Source organism: Roseomonas sp. CECT 9278 (assembly GCF_918698155.1).
Classification (GTDB): Bacteria; Pseudomonadota; Alphaproteobacteria; order Acetobacterales; family Acetobacteraceae; genus Neoroseomonas.
This window is the reverse complement of record NZ_CAKKLX010000001.1, coordinates 160,863-177,448: the sequence shown is the minus strand read 5'-3', so window position 1 is coordinate 177,448 and position 16,586 is coordinate 160,863. Positions and strand designations below refer to the sequence as shown.

21 protein-coding genes are annotated in these 16,586 nt (G+C 70.8%); 2 read left to right on the top strand and 19 right to left on the bottom strand.

Annotation, left to right across the window (positions count from 1 at the left end):
- The 12 genes from LQ222_RS00945 to LQ222_RS00890 all read right to left on the bottom strand — a co-directional run bounded on the left by LQ222_RS00945 (position 1) and on the right by LQ222_RS00890 (position 10,007).
- Entirely contained in the window at positions 1 to 300 is a 300-nt protein-coding gene (locus tag LQ222_RS00945) for a hypothetical protein (RefSeq protein WP_111472456.1), read from the bottom strand.
- A 10-nt stretch (positions 301 to 310) separates the two neighbouring features.
- On the bottom strand, positions 311 to 619 hold the full coding sequence (locus LQ222_RS00940) for a hypothetical protein (protein WP_111472455.1): 309 nt from the start codon (positions 617 to 619) through the stop codon (positions 311 to 313).
- Complete coding sequence (locus tag LQ222_RS00935) at positions 616 to 1,254, bottom strand: structural protein (protein WP_111472454.1); 639 nt, start codon at positions 1,252 to 1,254, stop codon at positions 616 to 618. Before LQ222_RS00935 ends, LQ222_RS00940 begins: the two co-directional genes overlap by 4 nt.
- Positions 1,251 to 1,598 (bottom strand): DUF2190 family protein, encoded by a 348-nt coding sequence (locus LQ222_RS00930; protein ID WP_111472453.1) that lies wholly within the window; start codon positions 1,596 to 1,598, stop codon positions 1,251 to 1,253. The genes LQ222_RS00935 and LQ222_RS00930 overlap by 4 nt, the downstream gene beginning before the upstream one ends.
- A gap of 91 nt (positions 1,599 to 1,689) precedes the next feature.
- Positions 1,690 to 3,786, bottom strand: coding sequence for a prohead protease/major capsid protein fusion protein (locus tag LQ222_RS00925; protein WP_230163909.1), 2,097 nt, complete (start codon positions 3,784 to 3,786; stop codon positions 1,690 to 1,692).
- 24 nt (positions 3,787 to 3,810) lie between these two features.
- Positions 3,811 to 5,304: a ubiquitin-activating E1 FCCH domain-containing protein gene (locus LQ222_RS00920; protein WP_230163908.1), complete on the bottom strand. Its 1,494-nt coding sequence runs from the start codon at positions 5,302 to 5,304 to the stop codon at positions 3,811 to 3,813.
- Positions 5,301 to 6,794, bottom strand: coding sequence for a phage portal protein (locus tag LQ222_RS00915; protein ID WP_230163907.1), 1,494 nt, complete (start codon positions 6,792 to 6,794; stop codon positions 5,301 to 5,303). Before LQ222_RS00915 ends, LQ222_RS00920 begins: the two co-directional genes overlap by 4 nt.
- Positions 6,794 to 7,030: a phage head-tail joining protein gene (locus LQ222_RS00910; RefSeq protein ID WP_230163906.1), complete on the bottom strand. Its 237-nt coding sequence runs from the start codon at positions 7,028 to 7,030 to the stop codon at positions 6,794 to 6,796. The genes LQ222_RS00915 and LQ222_RS00910 overlap by 1 nt, the downstream gene beginning before the upstream one ends.
- Positions 7,031 to 7,043: 13 nt before the next feature.
- Positions 7,044 to 8,894, bottom strand: a complete 1,851-nt coding sequence (locus LQ222_RS00905; protein ID WP_374202143.1) for a phage terminase large subunit family protein — start codon at positions 8,892 to 8,894, stop codon at positions 7,044 to 7,046.
- 79 nt (positions 8,895 to 8,973) lie between these two features.
- Positions 8,974 to 9,489, bottom strand: a complete 516-nt coding sequence (locus LQ222_RS00900) for a hypothetical protein (protein ID WP_230163904.1) — start codon at positions 9,487 to 9,489, stop codon at positions 8,974 to 8,976.
- A 33-nt stretch (positions 9,490 to 9,522) separates the two neighbouring features.
- Positions 9,523 to 9,810, bottom strand: a complete 288-nt coding sequence (locus tag LQ222_RS00895; protein ID WP_230163903.1) for a signal recognition particle subunit SRP19/SEC65 family protein — start codon at positions 9,808 to 9,810, stop codon at positions 9,523 to 9,525.
- Positions 9,807 to 10,007, bottom strand: coding sequence for a hypothetical protein (locus LQ222_RS00890; protein WP_230163902.1), 201 nt, complete (start codon positions 10,005 to 10,007; stop codon positions 9,807 to 9,809). The genes LQ222_RS00895 and LQ222_RS00890 overlap by 4 nt, the downstream gene beginning before the upstream one ends.
- A gap of 161 nt (positions 10,008 to 10,168) precedes the next feature.
- Between LQ222_RS00890 and LQ222_RS00885 the strand changes: the two genes are divergently transcribed.
- On the top strand, positions 10,169 to 10,435 hold the full coding sequence (locus LQ222_RS00885) for a hypothetical protein (RefSeq protein WP_230163901.1): 267 nt from the start codon (positions 10,169 to 10,171) through the stop codon (positions 10,433 to 10,435).
- A 17-nt stretch (positions 10,436 to 10,452) separates the two neighbouring features.
- Here the strand turns inward: LQ222_RS00885 and LQ222_RS00880 are convergent, their stop codons facing one another.
- Together LQ222_RS00880 and LQ222_RS00875 are read right to left on the bottom strand one after the other, a co-directional pair.
- On the bottom strand, positions 10,453 to 11,313 hold the full coding sequence (locus tag LQ222_RS00880; RefSeq protein ID WP_230163900.1) for a DUF3489 domain-containing protein: 861 nt from the start codon (positions 11,311 to 11,313) through the stop codon (positions 10,453 to 10,455).
- A gap of 97 nt (positions 11,314 to 11,410) precedes the next feature.
- Positions 11,411 to 11,647 carry a hypothetical protein gene (locus LQ222_RS00875; protein ID WP_230163899.1) on the bottom strand — a complete coding sequence of 79 codons (237 nt, stop codon included), beginning with the start codon at positions 11,645 to 11,647 and terminating at the stop codon, positions 11,411 to 11,413.
- Positions 11,648 to 11,838: 191 nt separating this feature from the next.
- Here LQ222_RS00875 and LQ222_RS00870 point away from each other — a divergent pair, with 191 nt between their 5' ends.
- The gene (locus LQ222_RS00870) at positions 11,839 to 12,201 is read left to right on the top strand and encodes a thiol-disulfide oxidoreductase DCC family protein (RefSeq protein ID WP_230163898.1); all 363 of its coding nucleotides are present in this window, start codon (positions 11,839 to 11,841) and stop codon (positions 12,199 to 12,201) included.
- Between the two features lie 4 nt (positions 12,202 to 12,205).
- Here LQ222_RS00870 and LQ222_RS00865 read toward each other — a convergent pair whose 3' ends face one another.
- The 5 genes from LQ222_RS00865 to LQ222_RS00845 all read right to left on the bottom strand — a co-directional run bounded on the left by LQ222_RS00865 (position 12,206) and on the right by LQ222_RS00845 (position 16,560).
- On the bottom strand, positions 12,206 to 13,450 hold the full coding sequence (locus tag LQ222_RS00865) for a site-specific DNA-methyltransferase (protein ID WP_230163897.1): 1,245 nt from the start codon (positions 13,448 to 13,450) through the stop codon (positions 12,206 to 12,208).
- The gene (locus tag LQ222_RS00860; RefSeq protein ID WP_230163894.1) at positions 13,440 to 14,900 is read right to left on the bottom strand and encodes a site-specific DNA-methyltransferase; all 1,461 of its coding nucleotides are present in this window, start codon (positions 14,898 to 14,900) and stop codon (positions 13,440 to 13,442) included. Before LQ222_RS00860 ends, LQ222_RS00865 begins: the two co-directional genes overlap by 11 nt.
- Before the next feature lie 340 nt (positions 14,901 to 15,240).
- Positions 15,241 to 15,795, bottom strand: coding sequence for a hypothetical protein (locus tag LQ222_RS00855; RefSeq protein ID WP_230163893.1), 555 nt, complete (start codon positions 15,793 to 15,795; stop codon positions 15,241 to 15,243).
- Positions 15,785 to 16,015, bottom strand: coding sequence for a hypothetical protein (locus LQ222_RS00850; protein WP_230163891.1), 231 nt, complete (start codon positions 16,013 to 16,015; stop codon positions 15,785 to 15,787). The genes LQ222_RS00855 and LQ222_RS00850 overlap by 11 nt, the downstream gene beginning before the upstream one ends.
- On the bottom strand, positions 16,012 to 16,560 hold the full coding sequence (locus tag LQ222_RS00845) for a crossover junction endodeoxyribonuclease RuvC (RefSeq protein WP_230163890.1): 549 nt from the start codon (positions 16,558 to 16,560) through the stop codon (positions 16,012 to 16,014). Before LQ222_RS00845 ends, LQ222_RS00850 begins: the two co-directional genes overlap by 4 nt.
- Positions 16,561 to 16,586 lie beyond the last annotated feature (26 nt).

Sequence of the window (16,586 nt, the reverse complement as noted above, 5' to 3'; positions counted from 1 at the left end):
TCAGCGTCCGCCGAATTTGCGGCTGAGGATGCGCAGCAGCAGGTCGTGGAGCGCGGCGTAGCCGAGCGTGCCGGCCAGCCACGCGACGGCGAAGAGCCACCAGCCGTCGAGCTCGAACGCGTGCGCGATCAGCCAGGCGCCGGTGCCGAGGCTACCGCCGGCCAGCGCGTGCAGCAGATAGGCGCGGGTCAGCAGCGGCCGGTCGGTGGAGGAGAAGCGTGCCATCGCCCCGAGCGCACCCAGGGCGCCGGCGAGCAGCGCCTCGCCGATGATCGTGCCGATGCGCTCGGGGTCGATCATGGCGGGGCTCCTATCGGCGGCAGAAGACGCGCCAGGCGATGCCGGCGGCGTCACGCTCGGCGTGCTGGACGGTCAGGGTGTCGGCGCCGAGGGTGAAGGTGTCGTCGGCATCCACTGTGGGCAGCACGGCGATCGCGACGGTCAGCACGTCGCTGGCCTGGATAACGCTGGTCCCGAAGGCGTCGCCGAGCCGGTCCGGTGCCGAGCGGATCACGCGGAGCAGCACCGGCGCCCCGGTCCCCCCTGCGCGATAGCTGGCATCCGTGCCGATGTTCGGATCCGCGGCCAGCGTGTCCATGGCCGCGGCGAAGGCGCTCATGCTGGCCGCCGCAGCCGCCAGGCGAGCACGCCGACCACCGCAGCGACGATGACCGCAATGGCGACGGCGGGCGCCAGCGTGCCGAGCGCCTGGATGGCCGGCGCCGCCTGCGCCACAGCGGTGGCGATGCCGGCCGCGCCAACCAGCACCGCGCCGCGGCCCGTGCCTGTGACGGCGGCGACCTCCCGCAGCGTCACGGGCGGCGCGGGCGGGACACCGGCGAGCGTCAGCGCGCGATCGATGACGCCGGCCGGATAGGCCAGCCCCGCGCATTCATGGTGGATGATCGCCTCAACCAGCGGGCGTAGGTGATCGTGCCGGTGCAGGTCGATCGTATCATCCGGCCCGACGCCGATGCGCCCCGCCACCACCGCGATATAGGCCGCGGTGTCGTTCTCCACCTTCGGTGCCCAGCGCTCGATGATCGCGCGCGGCGTCCGCAGCTTGTGCCGGTCCTGGTAGGTGACCAGCAGCGCCGCCAGGGCACGGATGCCGAGTTCGTGGCTGGTGAAGCGGCAGAAGCGCCCATCGGAGGGGGGCTCAGAGAGGCCCTGCCACTTGTTGGCCGGGACATGCTCGATGTTCCCCGGATTGCGGTTGCGATAGCCCCGCGTGGCCTTGGGATCGAGGCTCATGCGCCGGCCGCCGGGACACGCAGCAGCACGGCGCGGACGGTGGCGTCCGCGGCCAGCGCCGCCACCGTGGCGAGGCCCACCTGGAAATTGCCGGTGGCCGTGGTGGTGAGGCGCCGGTTGGTGTTGTCCCAGAAGAGCCGGGCGCCGGCGGTGATCGCCAGTGCGGGTTCCTTGGTGATATCGAAGACGCCCTTGGTCTGACATTCGATGACGGCGTTCTGCACGCCATCGACGGCTGCCACGCCGAAGAGGGCGCCGACTAGGACGCCCTGGCCGGAGGTGACGCCGCCGGCATAGGGGACGGCGAGAGCCAGGCTGTCGCCGGGCTGCACATAGTTGCGCATGGGGATGAGGTCTCCAGAAACGCAGAAGGCGTCCCGAAGGACGCCCTCTGCATGGATCGATGATGGTTGGACTTACGGGTGGCGGTGGGGATCAGGTGCCCGGGTTGAACCAGGCGCCGCGCCAGTCGATGGCGCCGACCCCGAAGTCGAAGATCACCGACACCTCGACGCCATCCACGCCCTGGACATTTCCGGTGGTGACCTGCGGCCCTTCGGCGCCGTTGAGGTAGCCGTAGACGTAGACCGGTGCGGCCATCGGATCCGAGAAGAGATACCAGCGGTTGTTCGGGATCAGCGGCTCGACCAACGGCTGCACGAAGCCGGCGTAGACGTTGGCGTTGCTGGTCTGCGTCGCCTGCACCGACACTGTCAGCTGCCGCGCCGCGAGTTCCTGGTTCGGGCCGACCAGCAGGCGCATCTGCGCGCCGACGGCGATCGGCAGGCCGTCGAGGGTCTTCTGGCGCATCACCGCGGCACGGCCCAGCGCCAGGTTCGGCAGGTCCAGCGCGGTGCCGGCGCCCGCCTTGTTGGCGCGCGCCGCCGCCGTCCCGAACACTGCCGCCGCGCCGGTGATGAGCGTGGGGCCGTCGCCGGCGGCGCTGTTCACCAGCGCATAGGCCGTGGCGTTCTCAAAATCGGCGACGCGCCGGCCGATTATCGAGGCGAAGTCGGTGAAGGCGCCGAGATCGTCGTTCACCAGCATCTGCCGCGTGACGCGGATGCGCCGGGCGAAGGTCTGCAGGAACACGAGCTCCTGGCTCTCGGACATGGTGCCGGCCTGGACCTCGCCATTTTCCGACAGCGGCAGCAGCGTCGGGAAGTCACCGACACGCAGGTGGCGGTGCGGCTTGAAGTCCCGGAAGTCGCGGCGGAGGAACAGCGTCCGGTAGGTCGGCGCGGCCGGCGCGTAGGCCGCCAGCAGCATCTTGTTGGCGGCGGCCGAGAGCAACGCGGGGAAGTCGCTGGTCGTGTGGAAGGCGCGCTCGGCGAGGATGGTCGGGTTGCGCGGCACATTCCGTTCGCCGCGGACGCGCAGCAGTTCGCCGATCATGTCGGAGGGGCGCCAGCCGAGGAACTCGGTGTGGCGACCGGTGGCCGGGGCCTGGTAGCCGGGCATGGTGCGAGCGGCGAGCGCCTCGGCCATGGCGTCGAGGAGCTGCGACGGGTCCTCGTTGGAGGGGCCGGTGTCGGGGCGCGCCGGCAGGGACGGGCGCGCGGCGCTGCTGGTGAAGGCCTCCCAGAGCCGACCGCGCAGCACCTCCGGGGAGACGCGGTCCCGGATGGCGGTCTCGCGCATGGTATCGAGCATGTCGGCGGTCACCAGGCCCCGGGCGGCGGCGAGCACCGGCTCGTAGCCGGCGATGCGCTCGACGGCGGCGCGTTCGGCCTCGGCGCGGATGGCCTCGGCGCGGATGGCCTCGAGGTCGGGCGCCGGCGGCGCGGCGCGCGTGGGTTCGGGCGGGGTGGCGGGTGCGGTGGTCACGGTGATCTCCTGGGGCGGGGCGATGGGCGGCGCGGGCGGCGCCGGCGCGGGATCCGGCGAAGCCGGCGTCGTCTCGGGCATGGTGGGTTCCTCGGGGATGGTCAGGGCGGGTTCGATGGCGGTGGCGGGGGCGCCCTGGGCCCCCTCGCCACGGATCACGGCGAGGCCGTCCACCGGGACGGGCACGATCGAGATCTCGTAGGGCTCCCAATCCACCGCGCGGTGGATGGTCTGGCCGGTGCTGGCGTCGGGCCGTGGGTCGTAGCGATGCACCCGGTAACCGACGCTGACAGACTGCAGCGTACCGTCGGCCACGCGCTGCCAGACCGGCTCCACGTCATCGGCGCCGCTGAATTGGAGGGTGGCGTAGCCGCGGCCGGCCTCGAGGCGTGCGGCGGTTACACGGCCCAGAACGTCACGCGTGCCGGCGCGCCGGTGGGTGTCCAGCACCGGTGCGCGACCGGAGCGCAGCGCATCCATGCGCACCGCGGAGGGTGCCATGTCGAGCTCTTCGAGGATCGGCCCATAGGGCGGCACGAAGTTGCGGGCCCGCGCGCCGGTGGACCACACCACCTCGACGGTGCGTGCGGCGCGATTGACCGTGACGGGCGCGGCCAGGGCGCGGCAGACGGTGATCGACTGCCCAGCGTCGGGCATTCGATCCGGCGCGGGGCTGGGCCCCTCCGGTTCGATCGGCTCGGTCATGGATGTGCTCCTGGTGCGGCGCCGTTACGGCGCGACGAAGCCCTGCGCGTTGACGTAGACTTGCGCGCCGGTGGTGATGCAGGCGACGTTCATCGCCGTGGCCGCGGTGCCGCGCAGGGGCGTGGGAAAGGTGATCTCGACCGGGGCCGCCATCGCCGCCGGCAGCAGCTGGCGCCAGATCACCGTGGCGCCGTCCTTGATCACCACCTCCGTCGCGACCGTCGGATGCGCGTTGCGGATGTCGATCGAGGTCACGTAGTTCCGGATGCCGGCTGCGGCGGCCGCCCGGAGCACCACGTCGGTGGTGTTGATGATCCCGCCTGCGGCGGCGGCGAACTGCCAGTCGGCCTCCGGAATCGCATAGGGCTTGGTGACCAGCGCGCCGATCAGCGTTGCCAGCAGGTCCACGCCGCGCGCCGTTGTGACGGCGACCGGGTTGGCCGAGTAGCCGGTCGCGGCCAGGACCGGCACGGCGCCGCTGGTGTTGCGCGCCTGACCACCCACGGGCGTGACCGTCGGGGGGATGGTGCTGAGCACGTTCACACCCAGCCCCTGGCCCGCGACCGACTGGCCACGGCCGGCGGTGATCTCGGTGGTGAGTTCGGCATAGTCTGCGATGGTGACGAACTGGACCTTGATGTCCGTGTTCGAGACCGGCGCCAGGTTGCGCGAGACCGAGGCCCAGCCCGTGTTCAGATAGGCGCCGGTGAAGGTCGAGCCCACCAGATCGAAGCTGTTCGCGTCGATGACCGTGATCGTGAAGGTCCCATTCGCCCCCGGCACGCCCGAGACATCGGCGACGGTCACCACATCGTTCGTGGCAAAGCCATGCGCCGCGCGGGTGATACGCACCGCCCCACCGCCATTGTTCGCCACCGCCGAAATACCGCTGATGAACTGCCGGTTCCGCACACGGATCCGAAAGCGATACAGCGCATTCGGCTCGGGGATCTGCTGGTGGCGAACATAGGAGTTCGAGCGCGCTGCCGTGGTGTCGAGCAGACGGCCATGGAAGTAGCATTCGTCGTTGGTCGGCTCGAGCTCCAGGACCGCCCAGCCTGCAGGCGCGGTGGTGGGAATGGTGCTGCCGGAAGTGCTGCCGAGGCGCGGCGCGCCCTCGCTCTGCACCTCGTAGTTTGCCAGCGTGGCGCTGGCGCCGTCCAGCCGCCAGGCCGCGGCACTCCGCCCATCCGGCTGTGCGGTGGTGGGGTCAATGCTGACCAGCTCGAGCCAGACGGACTGGCCGACGATGCGCTGGCTCATATTCACCGCCACCATGACCCGCAGCGGGATGGTGAAGGTGGTGCGGCTGGTGAGCGTCAGCTCATCGTCGAGCGTCGTGCCGGTGGAGATGGTGACCGCACCATCCGCCACGGTGTGGGTGATTCCGCCGCCGGTGGCCGCGATCTCCCACCGCGCCGGGTTGATCTCGGTGCCGTTGAAGCTGTCGCGGAACTTCTTCTGCATGCTCTTGATCTTGAGCATGTCGTCGGTCCAGTCGTAGGCACCTGCGATCATTGGGATGCTCCTGGATTGGGGGCAGCGCCCGCATCCGCACGCGGCGAAGCAGCGCCGGTGGCGGCGATCTCGATGGCGGCGAGCTGCGCCGCGTCCTGGGCCGCGCCCGACTTCGCGACGCGGCGCGGATCGCTGTCGAGCGACAGCCCTGCCTCATCGAGCAGGGCATTGGCCTCGCGGATCATCTCGACGACCTGGCGGAAATCGTAGCCGAAGGCGCCGACCGCCTCGGGCTGCGGCACGAAGCCCGCACGGACCTGCGCGATCAGCGCGGTGGTATCCTTGAGCGGGTCGATCATCTCGTGCGCCGGCGGGACGTGGGACAGGCCGTCCGGCACCTCCGGACCCCACAGCCCGAGCAGCGCGCCCTGCGCGTGGAAGCGGTCCGCGATGGGCCGCACCAGCATCGGGATGAGCATGCCGTACTGGACCTGCTCGCAGAGGCGGCGGAACTCGATCTTTCCCGCCCGCAGCGAGGAGTAGTTCGCCTGGCTCAAATCACCGGCGACCTGGTCATAGGTCAGGCCGGCGCCGACGGCGGAGGCTTCCAGCGCGCGGCGCGCGAAGGCCGCGTGCGATCCACCACCGGAGGGATTCACCACCTCCACCGATCCCATGCCGCGGCGATAGAGGATCATGCCGGGCTCGAAGCTCTCGACCGTGCGGCCCTGCGCGTCGCGCAGCAGGCCCGAGGCCGAGCCGGTCATCGCCTCGTCGCCGTCTTCCGACACGACGGCCGCCAAGCAGGCCTCGATCTTGGCCTTCATCAGCAGCGCCGCCTCATAGTCGCCCAGGTCGCGCAGGCGGGTGAGCACCGGGGCGAGCCAGGAGACGTCGCGCAGCTGGCCGGGGCGGCGCTTGCGATAAATGTGCAGCACGTCGCGCGCAGGGACGCGCTGGCTGCTCAACCAGGTGGCACCGCCCGGCAGAACCCAGGACGCGCCGGGATGGACGCGGTGCAGCCAGTAACCGACCGGCTCACCGGCCTCGCCCAAACCAATGCCCTGCAGGGTGGGGACGCCCTCAAGGACTCCCTGCCGCGCTGTGTCGAGATGGTCGCTTTCCAGCACCTGGAGCCGCAGTCCGATCGGATTGGCCGGCGTGATGTCGGCCGGCAGCAGCCGGACGAAGCATTCCCCGCTCTCGACCACCGCGCGCATGACCAGCGCCTGCAGGCCATAGAGATCGAGCCGGCCCTCGGCGTCGCAGGCGGTGCTGTCCGACCAGCGCCGCCAGGCCTCGGCATGGGGTTTATCCGGCCAGCGGGTGGTGATGCCCGCGCCCACCGCATTGCCGGTCCAGAGATCGACGATGCGCGCGGCGTAGGGATCGTTGCGGACTGCATCGCGGGCACGTCGCGCCACGGTGGGGGCCGCGGCACCGACTTCGGCGGTGGCGCTGCCGCCCGAGGCCGCCCAGCTCGAGGCGCGGCTGTCCTGCGCGGCCGCGTACCCACGGAGCGCGTGCCAGGCATCGCGAAGGCGGCCCATCACCTGCTGCCCTCGCGCAAGAAGCTGGCGAAGGTCACGCTGGGGCGGCGGGCCGCAGTGTTCTCGGCGGCGTGGAGCACCGACAGCGCGCGGCCAAGCTCGTCGAGGGAGCGGTATTCCACCGTGCGCCCATCGAAGGTCACGCGCGTGGTGCCGCCGGTGAAGGCGGCGGCGAGCACGGCGGCGCGGGAGCCGGCAGGCTGGGCGAGTGCCCAGGCGAGGACGGTCGGATCCATGCTCGTCCTCCTTTCAGCGAAGCCAGCCGTTACGTGGCGCGAGCCAGCCTCGCGGGCGCTGGCTGTCGGATGCGGCTGGCGCAGGTGGTGGCGACTGAGGAGCGACATTCCCATCGGTGGGAAGTTCGCTCGGCCGAAGCGGCGCATCCGCCGCCTCATCCCGCAGCCGCGCCCAGAACTGCTCGCCATAACGATCGGCGCCGAGCAGCCAGAGCGCGGCGCGCGCCAGCACTGCGCAGTCAAGCGCCTCGTTCCTCTCGCGCAGCTTCGCCCATTCCTGCCGCGCAAAGCCGCGCCGGTCCTTCGTGGTGCGCAGCTGCTCCGCGACCAGCTGCTTGACCCACTCCACCTCGATCGCGCGCGGCAGATGCACCCAGCCGGGCGGCAATTCCTCCACGTCGCCGCGGCCAAGCCAGAGCCGACGATAGAGGTCGGCCTTCCAGGTCGAGACGGACACGGTCCAGAGCTTGAGGCCGCGCCGGAGCTTCTGGCCGTTGACCAGCGCATCCACCGGTGTCGGGCCCTGCACCGGCTGCGCCCGATTCCAGCCATCGATGCCCTTGGTCGGCGCGATGCGCGGATCCCGCAGGCGGCGCAGGTGGCCATAGACGGCGGCGGTGTCGCGGCCGCCGGTGTCGACGCAGAGGCGGGCGATGCGCATCGCGCCACCCCCCTGGCGCGGCCAGTCGCGCGCCAGCAGCCGGGCGAGTTCGTCCCAAGGCTCGCGGTCCCTTGGGCTGCCAGGGATGACCACGTGGTCCACGAGCCAGGAGGAGAAGCCCTCGGCCCAGCCCCAGACGTCGCATTCCAGGCGATCGTCCTGGACGTCGACGCCAGCCGTGAGGACCAGCGCGCCCGTGGGCACCACGCCCATCGGAAAGTCCTCGCGGCGCTCGACCAGGCGCTCCCAATCCGGCGCCTCGCCCTGCTCCTGCCAAGTCTCGCCCAGGACGGTGTTCCGAAAAGTCTTGATGTCCTCGGGCTTGCCCTGGGCCGCCTCCCAATCGCGGGCGATCTGCTCCCAGGACAGCCAGCCCACCGGCGAGTAGAGCGCGGAGATGTGGAAGCCGATCGTGTGCGGATCCTGGCCCTCGGCCGTCGCCCGCCATTCGCCGCCGCCGAGCATGGCGGTCTTGTCGTGCTCCTGCATCGGATGATCGCACGCGGAGCAGAGATACCGCGCCGTCTCGGGTGCCCCCTTCTCCCAGAGCAGCCGCTCGAAGCGGAGCCACTGCATCTCGCCGCAGGCCGTGCACGGCACGAAGAACCGACGCTGGTCGGAGGCCAGGTATTCCCGCTCGATCCGGCTGCGGCCCGCGATTGTGGGCGTGCTGACCAGGAAGGCCTTGCGGCGCCAGCCGAAGGTGCGGGCCCGCGCCTCGGCCAGCGCGATCGGATCACCCTCGCCGGCGACGTCGCCGGGATAGGCGTCCACCTCGTCAAGAAACAGAAACCGCGCCGTCATGGAGCGGAGCCCGACGGCGCTGTTGGCGCCCGTCAGCACCAGGATACCGCCGGGGAATTCCTTCGACAGCATGGTGTTGCCGCTATCGCGGGCCCGGGCCGGGGCGACGCGCTCCCGCAGGGCGGGCGTTTCCTCCAGCAGCGGATCAATGCGCTGGCGCGAGAAGCGCTTCGCCAGTTCCACGGTCGGCTGCACCGCCAGCGCCGGTGCCGGCACGTGGTGCATGATGTAGCCGAGCCAGTTGTTTCCGCTTTCCGTGGCCCCGACCTGCGCGCCCTTCATGAACACGACGCGGCGGGCGGGATGCACCGCGGACAGCGCGTCCATCACGTCCTTCAGATACGGCGTGCGGCTGGTGCGCCAGGGCCCGGGTTCCGCGGATGCGCGGCTACCAAGCATGCGATGCCGCTCGGCCCATTCCGACACAGTGAGCTGCGGCGGCGGGCGGAGCATCGCGCCCACACGCCGGCGCACATGCTCACGGCTGCGGAGACCGATCCCCTCCGAGGCCTGCTGGATCGAAGCGATCGGCCGCCTCCGTCAGCAGGTCGTTGATGTGGCTCTGCAGGATGGTCTGCAGCAGATGCGGATCGACGCTGATCTCGGCCGCGATCAGGCCAGACACGCGAGCGGGCCAGTTCAGCAGCGCGTCGCGCATGGTGCTGCCGATCTCGTCGAGCGCGGCATTGGCCTCGGTGACATCGACCAGGCGGCGCTTGGTCTCGTCCAGCGAGAGGCGCTGCGCCTCCACCTTCAGGGCGAGCTGCGCGACCTTCAGCCGGGCGAAGGGCGTGCCATCCGCGCCGGCACCACTGGCCAGCGGCGAGCGGACGGGATCAGCGGTTTCGGTCAGGCGGCGGCGGGTCTTGTCGATATCCCACTGGCCATCCGGCTCGCGGGCAATCCGGCCAGCCCGTTCAGCTTTGTGGATGGCGGTGTCGCTGACGCCGAGGCGGCGCGCGGCCTCGCGCGTGGAGGCGGTCAGTTCCGGCATGGCGGCGACCTCCCGCCGCACGTGATGGTCGGATCAGGCAGCGCGCCGCGCGCGCTGGCGAGCGTCCAGGAAGGCCACGACCGCCGCGGACCAATCCAGCGCAACGGGCGTGCCGATGATCTGCACGGGCGCGAGCGTCACGCGCCCGCGACCCCAGTAGTCGCCTTCCAGCGTGGCGATCCAGCCGGCGAGGCCCTGTTGGCTCAGTGCATCGCTCGCCGCGGCGATCTCCTCCGCGGTCGGCGACACCGCGCGTCCCAGCGTGACATGCCGGCCGTCCTGGCCAAGCACGATCCAGCGGCGCTGCGTCCGGGCGCTCATCGCGTCCGCTCAGCGTCGCGGATCTGCGCGAGCAGCTCGCCGAGCCGGCGGCGCCAGGTGCCCGCGCCCTCGATGCAGTAGGCGGGGCCGTAGTTCCCGCTGCCACCCTGGCGCGCGCCGCGCAGCCAATGCGCGTGGCTCATGCGGGCGTGCTCAGCGAGGCCCTTGAGGTGCGTGATGGTGGCGATCTGCTGCATCGTCCGTCTCCGTGCTGCGCGGCGGTGTGCCTGCGCGTGACGGACGCTTCGCGCTGTGGTTCCGCACAGCCAAGGCGAATGATCAGTAGTCGATCGCGGATTCCTGTGGGCAATGCACGCGCGTCGTGCGACATCACCTCGACCATCGAGGACCGCGGAAGATGACGCAGCCGAGCGCGCCGAAGGACATCGAGAAGATGGTGTTCAACACCGCGAAGGCCATGGCGATCGCGGAAGGGGGCTACGTGACGCGCGGCGTCGTGAAGCTCTACATCGAGGACGCGAGGAAGGTGCTGCTGGACGTCGCGAAGTCGGCGAAGCGCCACAAGTGGACGGTCGAGGAATTGATCCTGGCGCTCGACCCACCGAAGCCCAAGCCGAAGCCCTGGGAGAAGTACGAAGGCCCGCCGCAGCGCGGCGGGCCCTGATCGCGGCGCCGGCGGCGTCAGTCGGCGATGCGGTAGATGCTGTAGGACCCTCGGGCGCCCTCCTTGTTCGGGCCGACCTGGCGGACCCGCTCCAGCACCTGCACCTCGATCCCCTGACGCTTCTTCAGACCTGCGAAGAAGCCGCGGACCGTGTGCTGCGCCCAGCCGGTGGCCTCGGCGATCTGCGCGACCGTCGCACCCTCGGGCCGCCGCAGCATGGCCAGGACCTGCTCCTGCTTCGTGCCCTCGCGCGGCTTGCGCGGCGCGCTGGGCTCGCGGGCGATGCGGGCGGGCTTGCCGGCGAGCAGGGTGCGCAGTGCCGCCATCGGCGCGTCCAGGGCTCCGATCATGTCACCCGCGCGATTGGTCTCGTCATCCCAGGCGGCCAGCACCGCCGCGGCGGCATCGCGCAGGCTTGGGCGGGGCGTGGAGGCGCGTGCGGCGAGGGCCTGGTCGAGCAGGGCGATTTCCTCCGCCAGGGGCGCGGCCTGGGCGGCCTCGGGCGGCGGGGCGTCCTCACCCTCCGGCGCCGACTCCTCCGCGCCCGTGGGCGCCGTGTCGGGCACGCTGCCCTCGATCCCGGAGCAGTCGGGCTCGCCGGCCACCGCGTCGCCCTCGTTCGGGTCGATGCCGATGGCGCGCAGCCCCTCGTCGGTGATGCGCGCCACGATCCAGGTGCCGTCGTCGTCCTGCCGCCAGCCCAACCCGACGAAGTCCCGCGGGGCGTTGATCTCGGTGAGCAGGTTGTTCTTGATCAGGCTGCGGAACACCGCGTTGCGGGCCGCGGCCGGCAGGGTCTTCGGCGCGCGGGCCAGGCCCATCTCGTGCTGCGCGGCGGCGCTGAGGATCACGCGCTGGCTGTCGGAAAGCTTGGTCATCGTGGTGGTCTCCGGTTCCGGGTGCCGGGCATCGGCCCCTACTGCCGGGAGCCCCGCCGGGCAGAACCCGGTCGGGGCGGTGCGGGAGTCGCCCGCGTCAGGCTTCGTATTCGCCGCGGCGGAAATGCTGGTCCGCGATGTCCTTCAGCTTCGCGGTGGCATCCGAAAGCCAGGCCGCTTCGCCCCAGAGGACCGTCTCCGGATCCGCGCCGAAGTGGTCCGCGCTGGCCTGGGTGAGTTCCGCGAGGAGAGCGTCCAATTCGGCCTTCTTCGCGAGGAAGGCGGCCAGGCTGCGTTCCTGGTTGCGCGCGGCGCGGGCTTCTCGGTCGGTCATGCTGGTCTCCGTCTGGTGCTGCAGGGCATCCCCTGCGCGTGACGGACCATTCGCGCTGTGTCGCGCCCGAGCCAAGCAAGATGCAGCGTTATCTTATTGCTTTGATTGAGCTTCTCGGATCGTCAGATGATCCCCGCTGCTCCCAAGACCGGCGCCCTGGCGCAGAGCAACCGAGGGGCCATGTCTGCGGCATGAACACGTCCAGCGCCGCGCCCACCACGACCGTCTACTACGATGGCGCGTGCCCGATCTGCTCACGCGAGATCGCACAGTACCGCAAGGTGCAAGGTGCGGAACGGCTCGACTTCGTCGACGTCACCGCGTGCGATGCGAACGGTCTCGGTCCTGGCCTGTCGCGCGACGCGGCACTGGCGCGCATGCATGTCCGGCGCGCCGACGGCAGTCTGGCGTCCGGTGCCGCCGCCTTTGCCGAAATCTGGCAGCAGCTCCCGAAGCTCGCATGGGCCGGGCGGCTCGCAGCATCGCCGATCGTGCTTCCCGTTCTCGAGCTCGGATACCGGGTCTTCCTGCGGGTCCGCCGCCTCTGGCGGTGACGAGCTACGTCGCGGCGGCGGCCCGGCACGACGCGATGTCCGTGAAGACCCGCTCGTCACCCTCCAGCACGGCGGCCTCGCCGGTCGTTTCCTGCCAGCGCCGCACGATCACATCGGCATAGGCGGGGTCGATCTCCAGCAGCACGGCGCGCCGCCCCGTGCGCTCCGCCGCGATCATCGTCGTGCCCGACCCGCCGAAGCAGTCCAGCACCGTGTCACGCGGCTTGCTGCTGTTGCGGATGGCGCGCTCGACCAGCGCCACCGGCTTCATCGTCGGATGCAGGTCGTTGCGCGCCGGCTTGTCGAAGTGCCAGACATTCCCCTGGTCGCGCGCACCGCACCAGTAGTGCTGCGCGCCCGCCTTCCAGCCGTAAAGCATCGCCTCGAACTGCTGGTGGTAGTCGGCGCGGCCGAGCGCGAAGGTGTTCTTCGCCCAGATGATGGTGCTCGACCACTTCCCGCCCGCCTCCTGCCAGACGCGATGGAGAGTCGGCCATTCGGAGGAGGACATGCAGACGTAGCAGGCGCCCTTCGTGACCGAGAGCAGGTTGGCCAGCGCGGGGCGGAGGAACTCCGGAAAGCCGCCGCCGAGCGCGTCGTTGGCGATGGTCATCTTGGCCGCGGTGCCGCCCTCGTAGGCGACGTTATAGGGCGGATCGACGAAGCCCATGTCGGCCAGATGGCCGGCGCCGAGGGCGCGCTGCACGTCCTCGATCCGGGTGGCATCGCCACACAGCAACCGATGCTCGCCGCAGCGCCAGAGGTCGCCGGTACGCGTGACGGGCACCACTGGCGGCGGTGGCGCCTCGTCGGCGTCATCGCCGAGGCCGGCATCCGCCGCGGCCAGCAGCCGGTCCAGGTCCATGCCCGAGAAGCCGAGGACGTCCAGGTCGACCACCGCCTCGTCGCGGATCCGCGCGATCTCGGCGGCGAGCAGCGCCTCGTCCCAGCCGGAGTTCAGCGCGATCTGGTTGTCCGCGAGGCGCAGCGCACGCGCCTGCGCGGGAGAGAGATGGCCAAGCCGCAGCACCGGCACGGAGGCGAGCCCGAGCTGCTTCGCGGCCATGACGCGTCCGTGGCCGGCGATCAGCACGCCCTCGGCGTCGACCAGCACCGGGTTCACGAAGCCAAACTCGGCGATGGAGGCGGCGATCTGCGCCACCTGTGCCGGCGAATGCGTGCGCGCGTTCTCGGCGTAGGGGACGAGCGACGCGACGGGCAGCGCGGAGACGACGAGGTCAGGCTGCATCGGCGGTGACCTCCTGCCTCGCCGCAGCCACGGCGTCGTAGTCGCGTCCATCATCGGCGAGCGTCACCGTCAGGTCGGGATGCAGCATCCGCCACCGCGCCACCGCCAGGTCGACATAGGCGGGTGCCAGCTCGATCGCCCGCACGCGACGACCGGTACGTTGGCCGGCGATGATGGTGGTGCCGGCGCCGGCGAAGGGCTCGAACACGACATCGCCCTCGTCGGCATAGGCGCGCATCAGGAAGTCCGGCAGGGCGACGGGGAACACCGCGGGATGCTCTGTCTCGATGCCGCGGGCCTTGTGCCGCGTGATGCGGAGCACGTTGTCCGGGATCCTGGTCTCCTGCACGCCCTGGCCGGCATGCTGCCATTCGCCGACGGTGCCGTCCTTGGCGCGGAGTCCACCCTTCTCCGAGTTGACGTGCCCCGCCCAGCGGCAGGGGATGATCTTGTTCGGGCGGCGGGCCTCGCGATTGAAGTGGAACAGGAGCTCGAAGGCGGGCGACAGCCGCCCGTTCCAGTCGCCCGGCAGGCCCGGCCCCTGGTCCCATGTGTAGAGCCCAAACCGGCGCCAGCCGCGGGCGCGCATCCAGTCGAGCCAGCCGGCCCAATAGGGCTGCCATTCATTGTCGCGATGGATCAGCCCGAGGTTCACCAGCACCTGGCCGTCGGGGCGCATGGCCGCGTCGAGATGCTGGAAAACTCCCTGCATCAACGCATCCCAATCCGTGACGCCGCCGGTCGTGTAGTCGCGCTGGTTCCCGTAGGGCGGGGAGGTGAAGAGCAGCGCCGCGCGGTCATCGCCCATCACGCGCGCCACGCTGGCGGCGTCAGTGCTGTCGGCGCAGAGCAGGCGGTGTTCGCCCAGTAGCCAGAGGTCGCCGGGGCGAGTGACGGCCTGGCGCGGCAGATTCGGTTCGGCATCCGCGGGGTCATCCTCCGCCGAGGCATCCGTCTCCGCCGCGCCCCCCTGGACCGCGGGTGCCGACAGAGCCTCGGGCGCGTCGCCGTCGGACACGGCATCTCCAGCCGCCGCGAGGATGTCCGCGAGCTCATCTGCCGAGAAGCCGAGCGCGCCGAGGTCGATGTCCGGCACCGCCTGCACAGCGGCCAGCGCATCGCGAAGCAGCGCCTGATCCCAGGTCGCATTCTCCGCGATGCGGTTGTCGGCGAGCCGCAGCGCCTCCTTCAGCGCCGCGGACAGGTGCCGCAGCACGATCACCGGCACCTTCTCGATGCCGAGCGCCGTCGCGGCCTCGAGCCGGCCGTGGCCGGCGATCAGCACGCCGTCCTCATCCACCAGCAGCGGGTTGGTGAAGCCGAAGGCCAGCATGCTGGCCTTGATCTGCTCCAGCTGCTCCGCGCTGTGAACGCGCGCGTTGCCGGCATGCGGGCGCAGCTCCGCCACCGGACGCAGCACAATCTTCGCCGCCATCCAGGGGAGCGTCATCGGGCCATCCGGTTTGCAGGTGGTTTGCAGGGCCGCGGGGCGGCGTCGGTTTGCAGCTAACGATCTGAAACGGCTCGGAAAGGCTGCAAACTGCAAACCACATTTCCGGCCTGGCGCTAGCGATGTTGCGCGCTTCCGCCCCCCGCATACAGCGGGGCCAGGAAGGACCCTGCGGCTCGAGAGCCACTGTCTCGATCGAGCCGCAGCGTGGCTGCTCAGCCGCGGCGCTCTCGCACCTTCTCTACGTGTCTTGCTTCTAGCCTTATCGATTTCGGTGCCGCCATGGGGTCAATTGTAACAGCGTGACCGGGACGATGCGGACCGCCCCGGCCACGCTGCATCACGCTGCCTTCGCCCGCGGCGTGAGGCCGAAGTGCATGGCCAGCGTGCCCAACGTGCCGACCAGGATGCCCTGCCCGACAGGGCCATGCACCGTCCGTCCCGCCCAGCCCTGGCGCATCGACCACTCGCGGACTGAGAACTCCAGGCCAACGACGAACCATGCGCAGGAGCCGCAGGGGCTCTCGTGCCCACCGAGCAGGTCCAGTGCCGCAGCGACGCGGCGCCGAGCCTCGATCTGCATGGTGGAGAGCGTGTCGACGCGCGAGCCGGGGATGCGCAGGAGCTGCGACGTCGACATGCTGTCGAAGCAGGCGGCGCGGAACAGCCCGCGGAAGATCTCACCCGCCTCGTGCATCTGCGCCGTGATGCTGCCGCTGGCGAGCATCATGCCCAGGGTGTCCACGGCGCGGCGATGCTGCACGGGCGTGCCGGTCTCGGGATCGGCAGTGCGGATCGGTCCCGAGAAGGCGCCATGCTGCAGCCGCCACTTCGACGGCCTCGCCAGATCGTCGTGCTTCGCCTTCGACGCTTTGGGCTTGCGCTTACCGGCCATGATGGTTCTCTCCGCTGCGACGCCCCCAGCGCCGGTTGGCTTCGTTGGTGATGGCCTGGCGCAGCCAGTCGTCGGTGATCTCGGCGATCGGCAAGGCGGCGACGCCATGCCGGTGCCACGCGGCTGCACGCATGGCGTTGACCTCGCTGTCGTTGGTCGGGCTGCGCGTGCCGCGGTCGAGGCAGGACCGAGGCGGTTGCGGTGCGCCGTGCATGCTCATGCGCGGCCTCCAGTGGGGTCGGTGGCCCAGAGCAGCAGGGCGATGGCATCGGCCTCATTGTCGTCGGCCGGCGCGAAGCCGCGGGCCTGGATGGCGGCGACCATCTTCGCCTTGTCGGCGTTGCCCTTGCCGGTCGCATAGCGCTTGATCGTGCCGACCGGAACGCCCTCATAGGGGACCTCGCGCTCCTCGCACCAAGCGGTGAGCATGCCGAGGAAGCCCCCGTAGATGTGCGCCGCATCGGTGCCGGCATGGGCGCGGACTTCCTCGAACACGATCCGCGCCACGCCGCCGGACAAAGCGGCGACCTCGGCCAGCCAGCCGCGGAAGCGCAGGAAGCGCATCCCGCCGCCTTCGAACCTGGTCGGCTTGAAGGTCATGATGCCGGAGGTGATGCCGCCGTCACGCGAGCGCAGGGCCCATCCGGTCGTGGTGCCGAGGTCGAGGGCGAGCACGGCGTTGCGCGCCAGGCTGATCTCGGGCGGGAGGGCGATGGGCGGGCCGCTTGCATGCGCGGCGGGCATGGTGAGAGTCGCAACTGCCATGGTGGTCTCCGAGAGGGGATGATCCT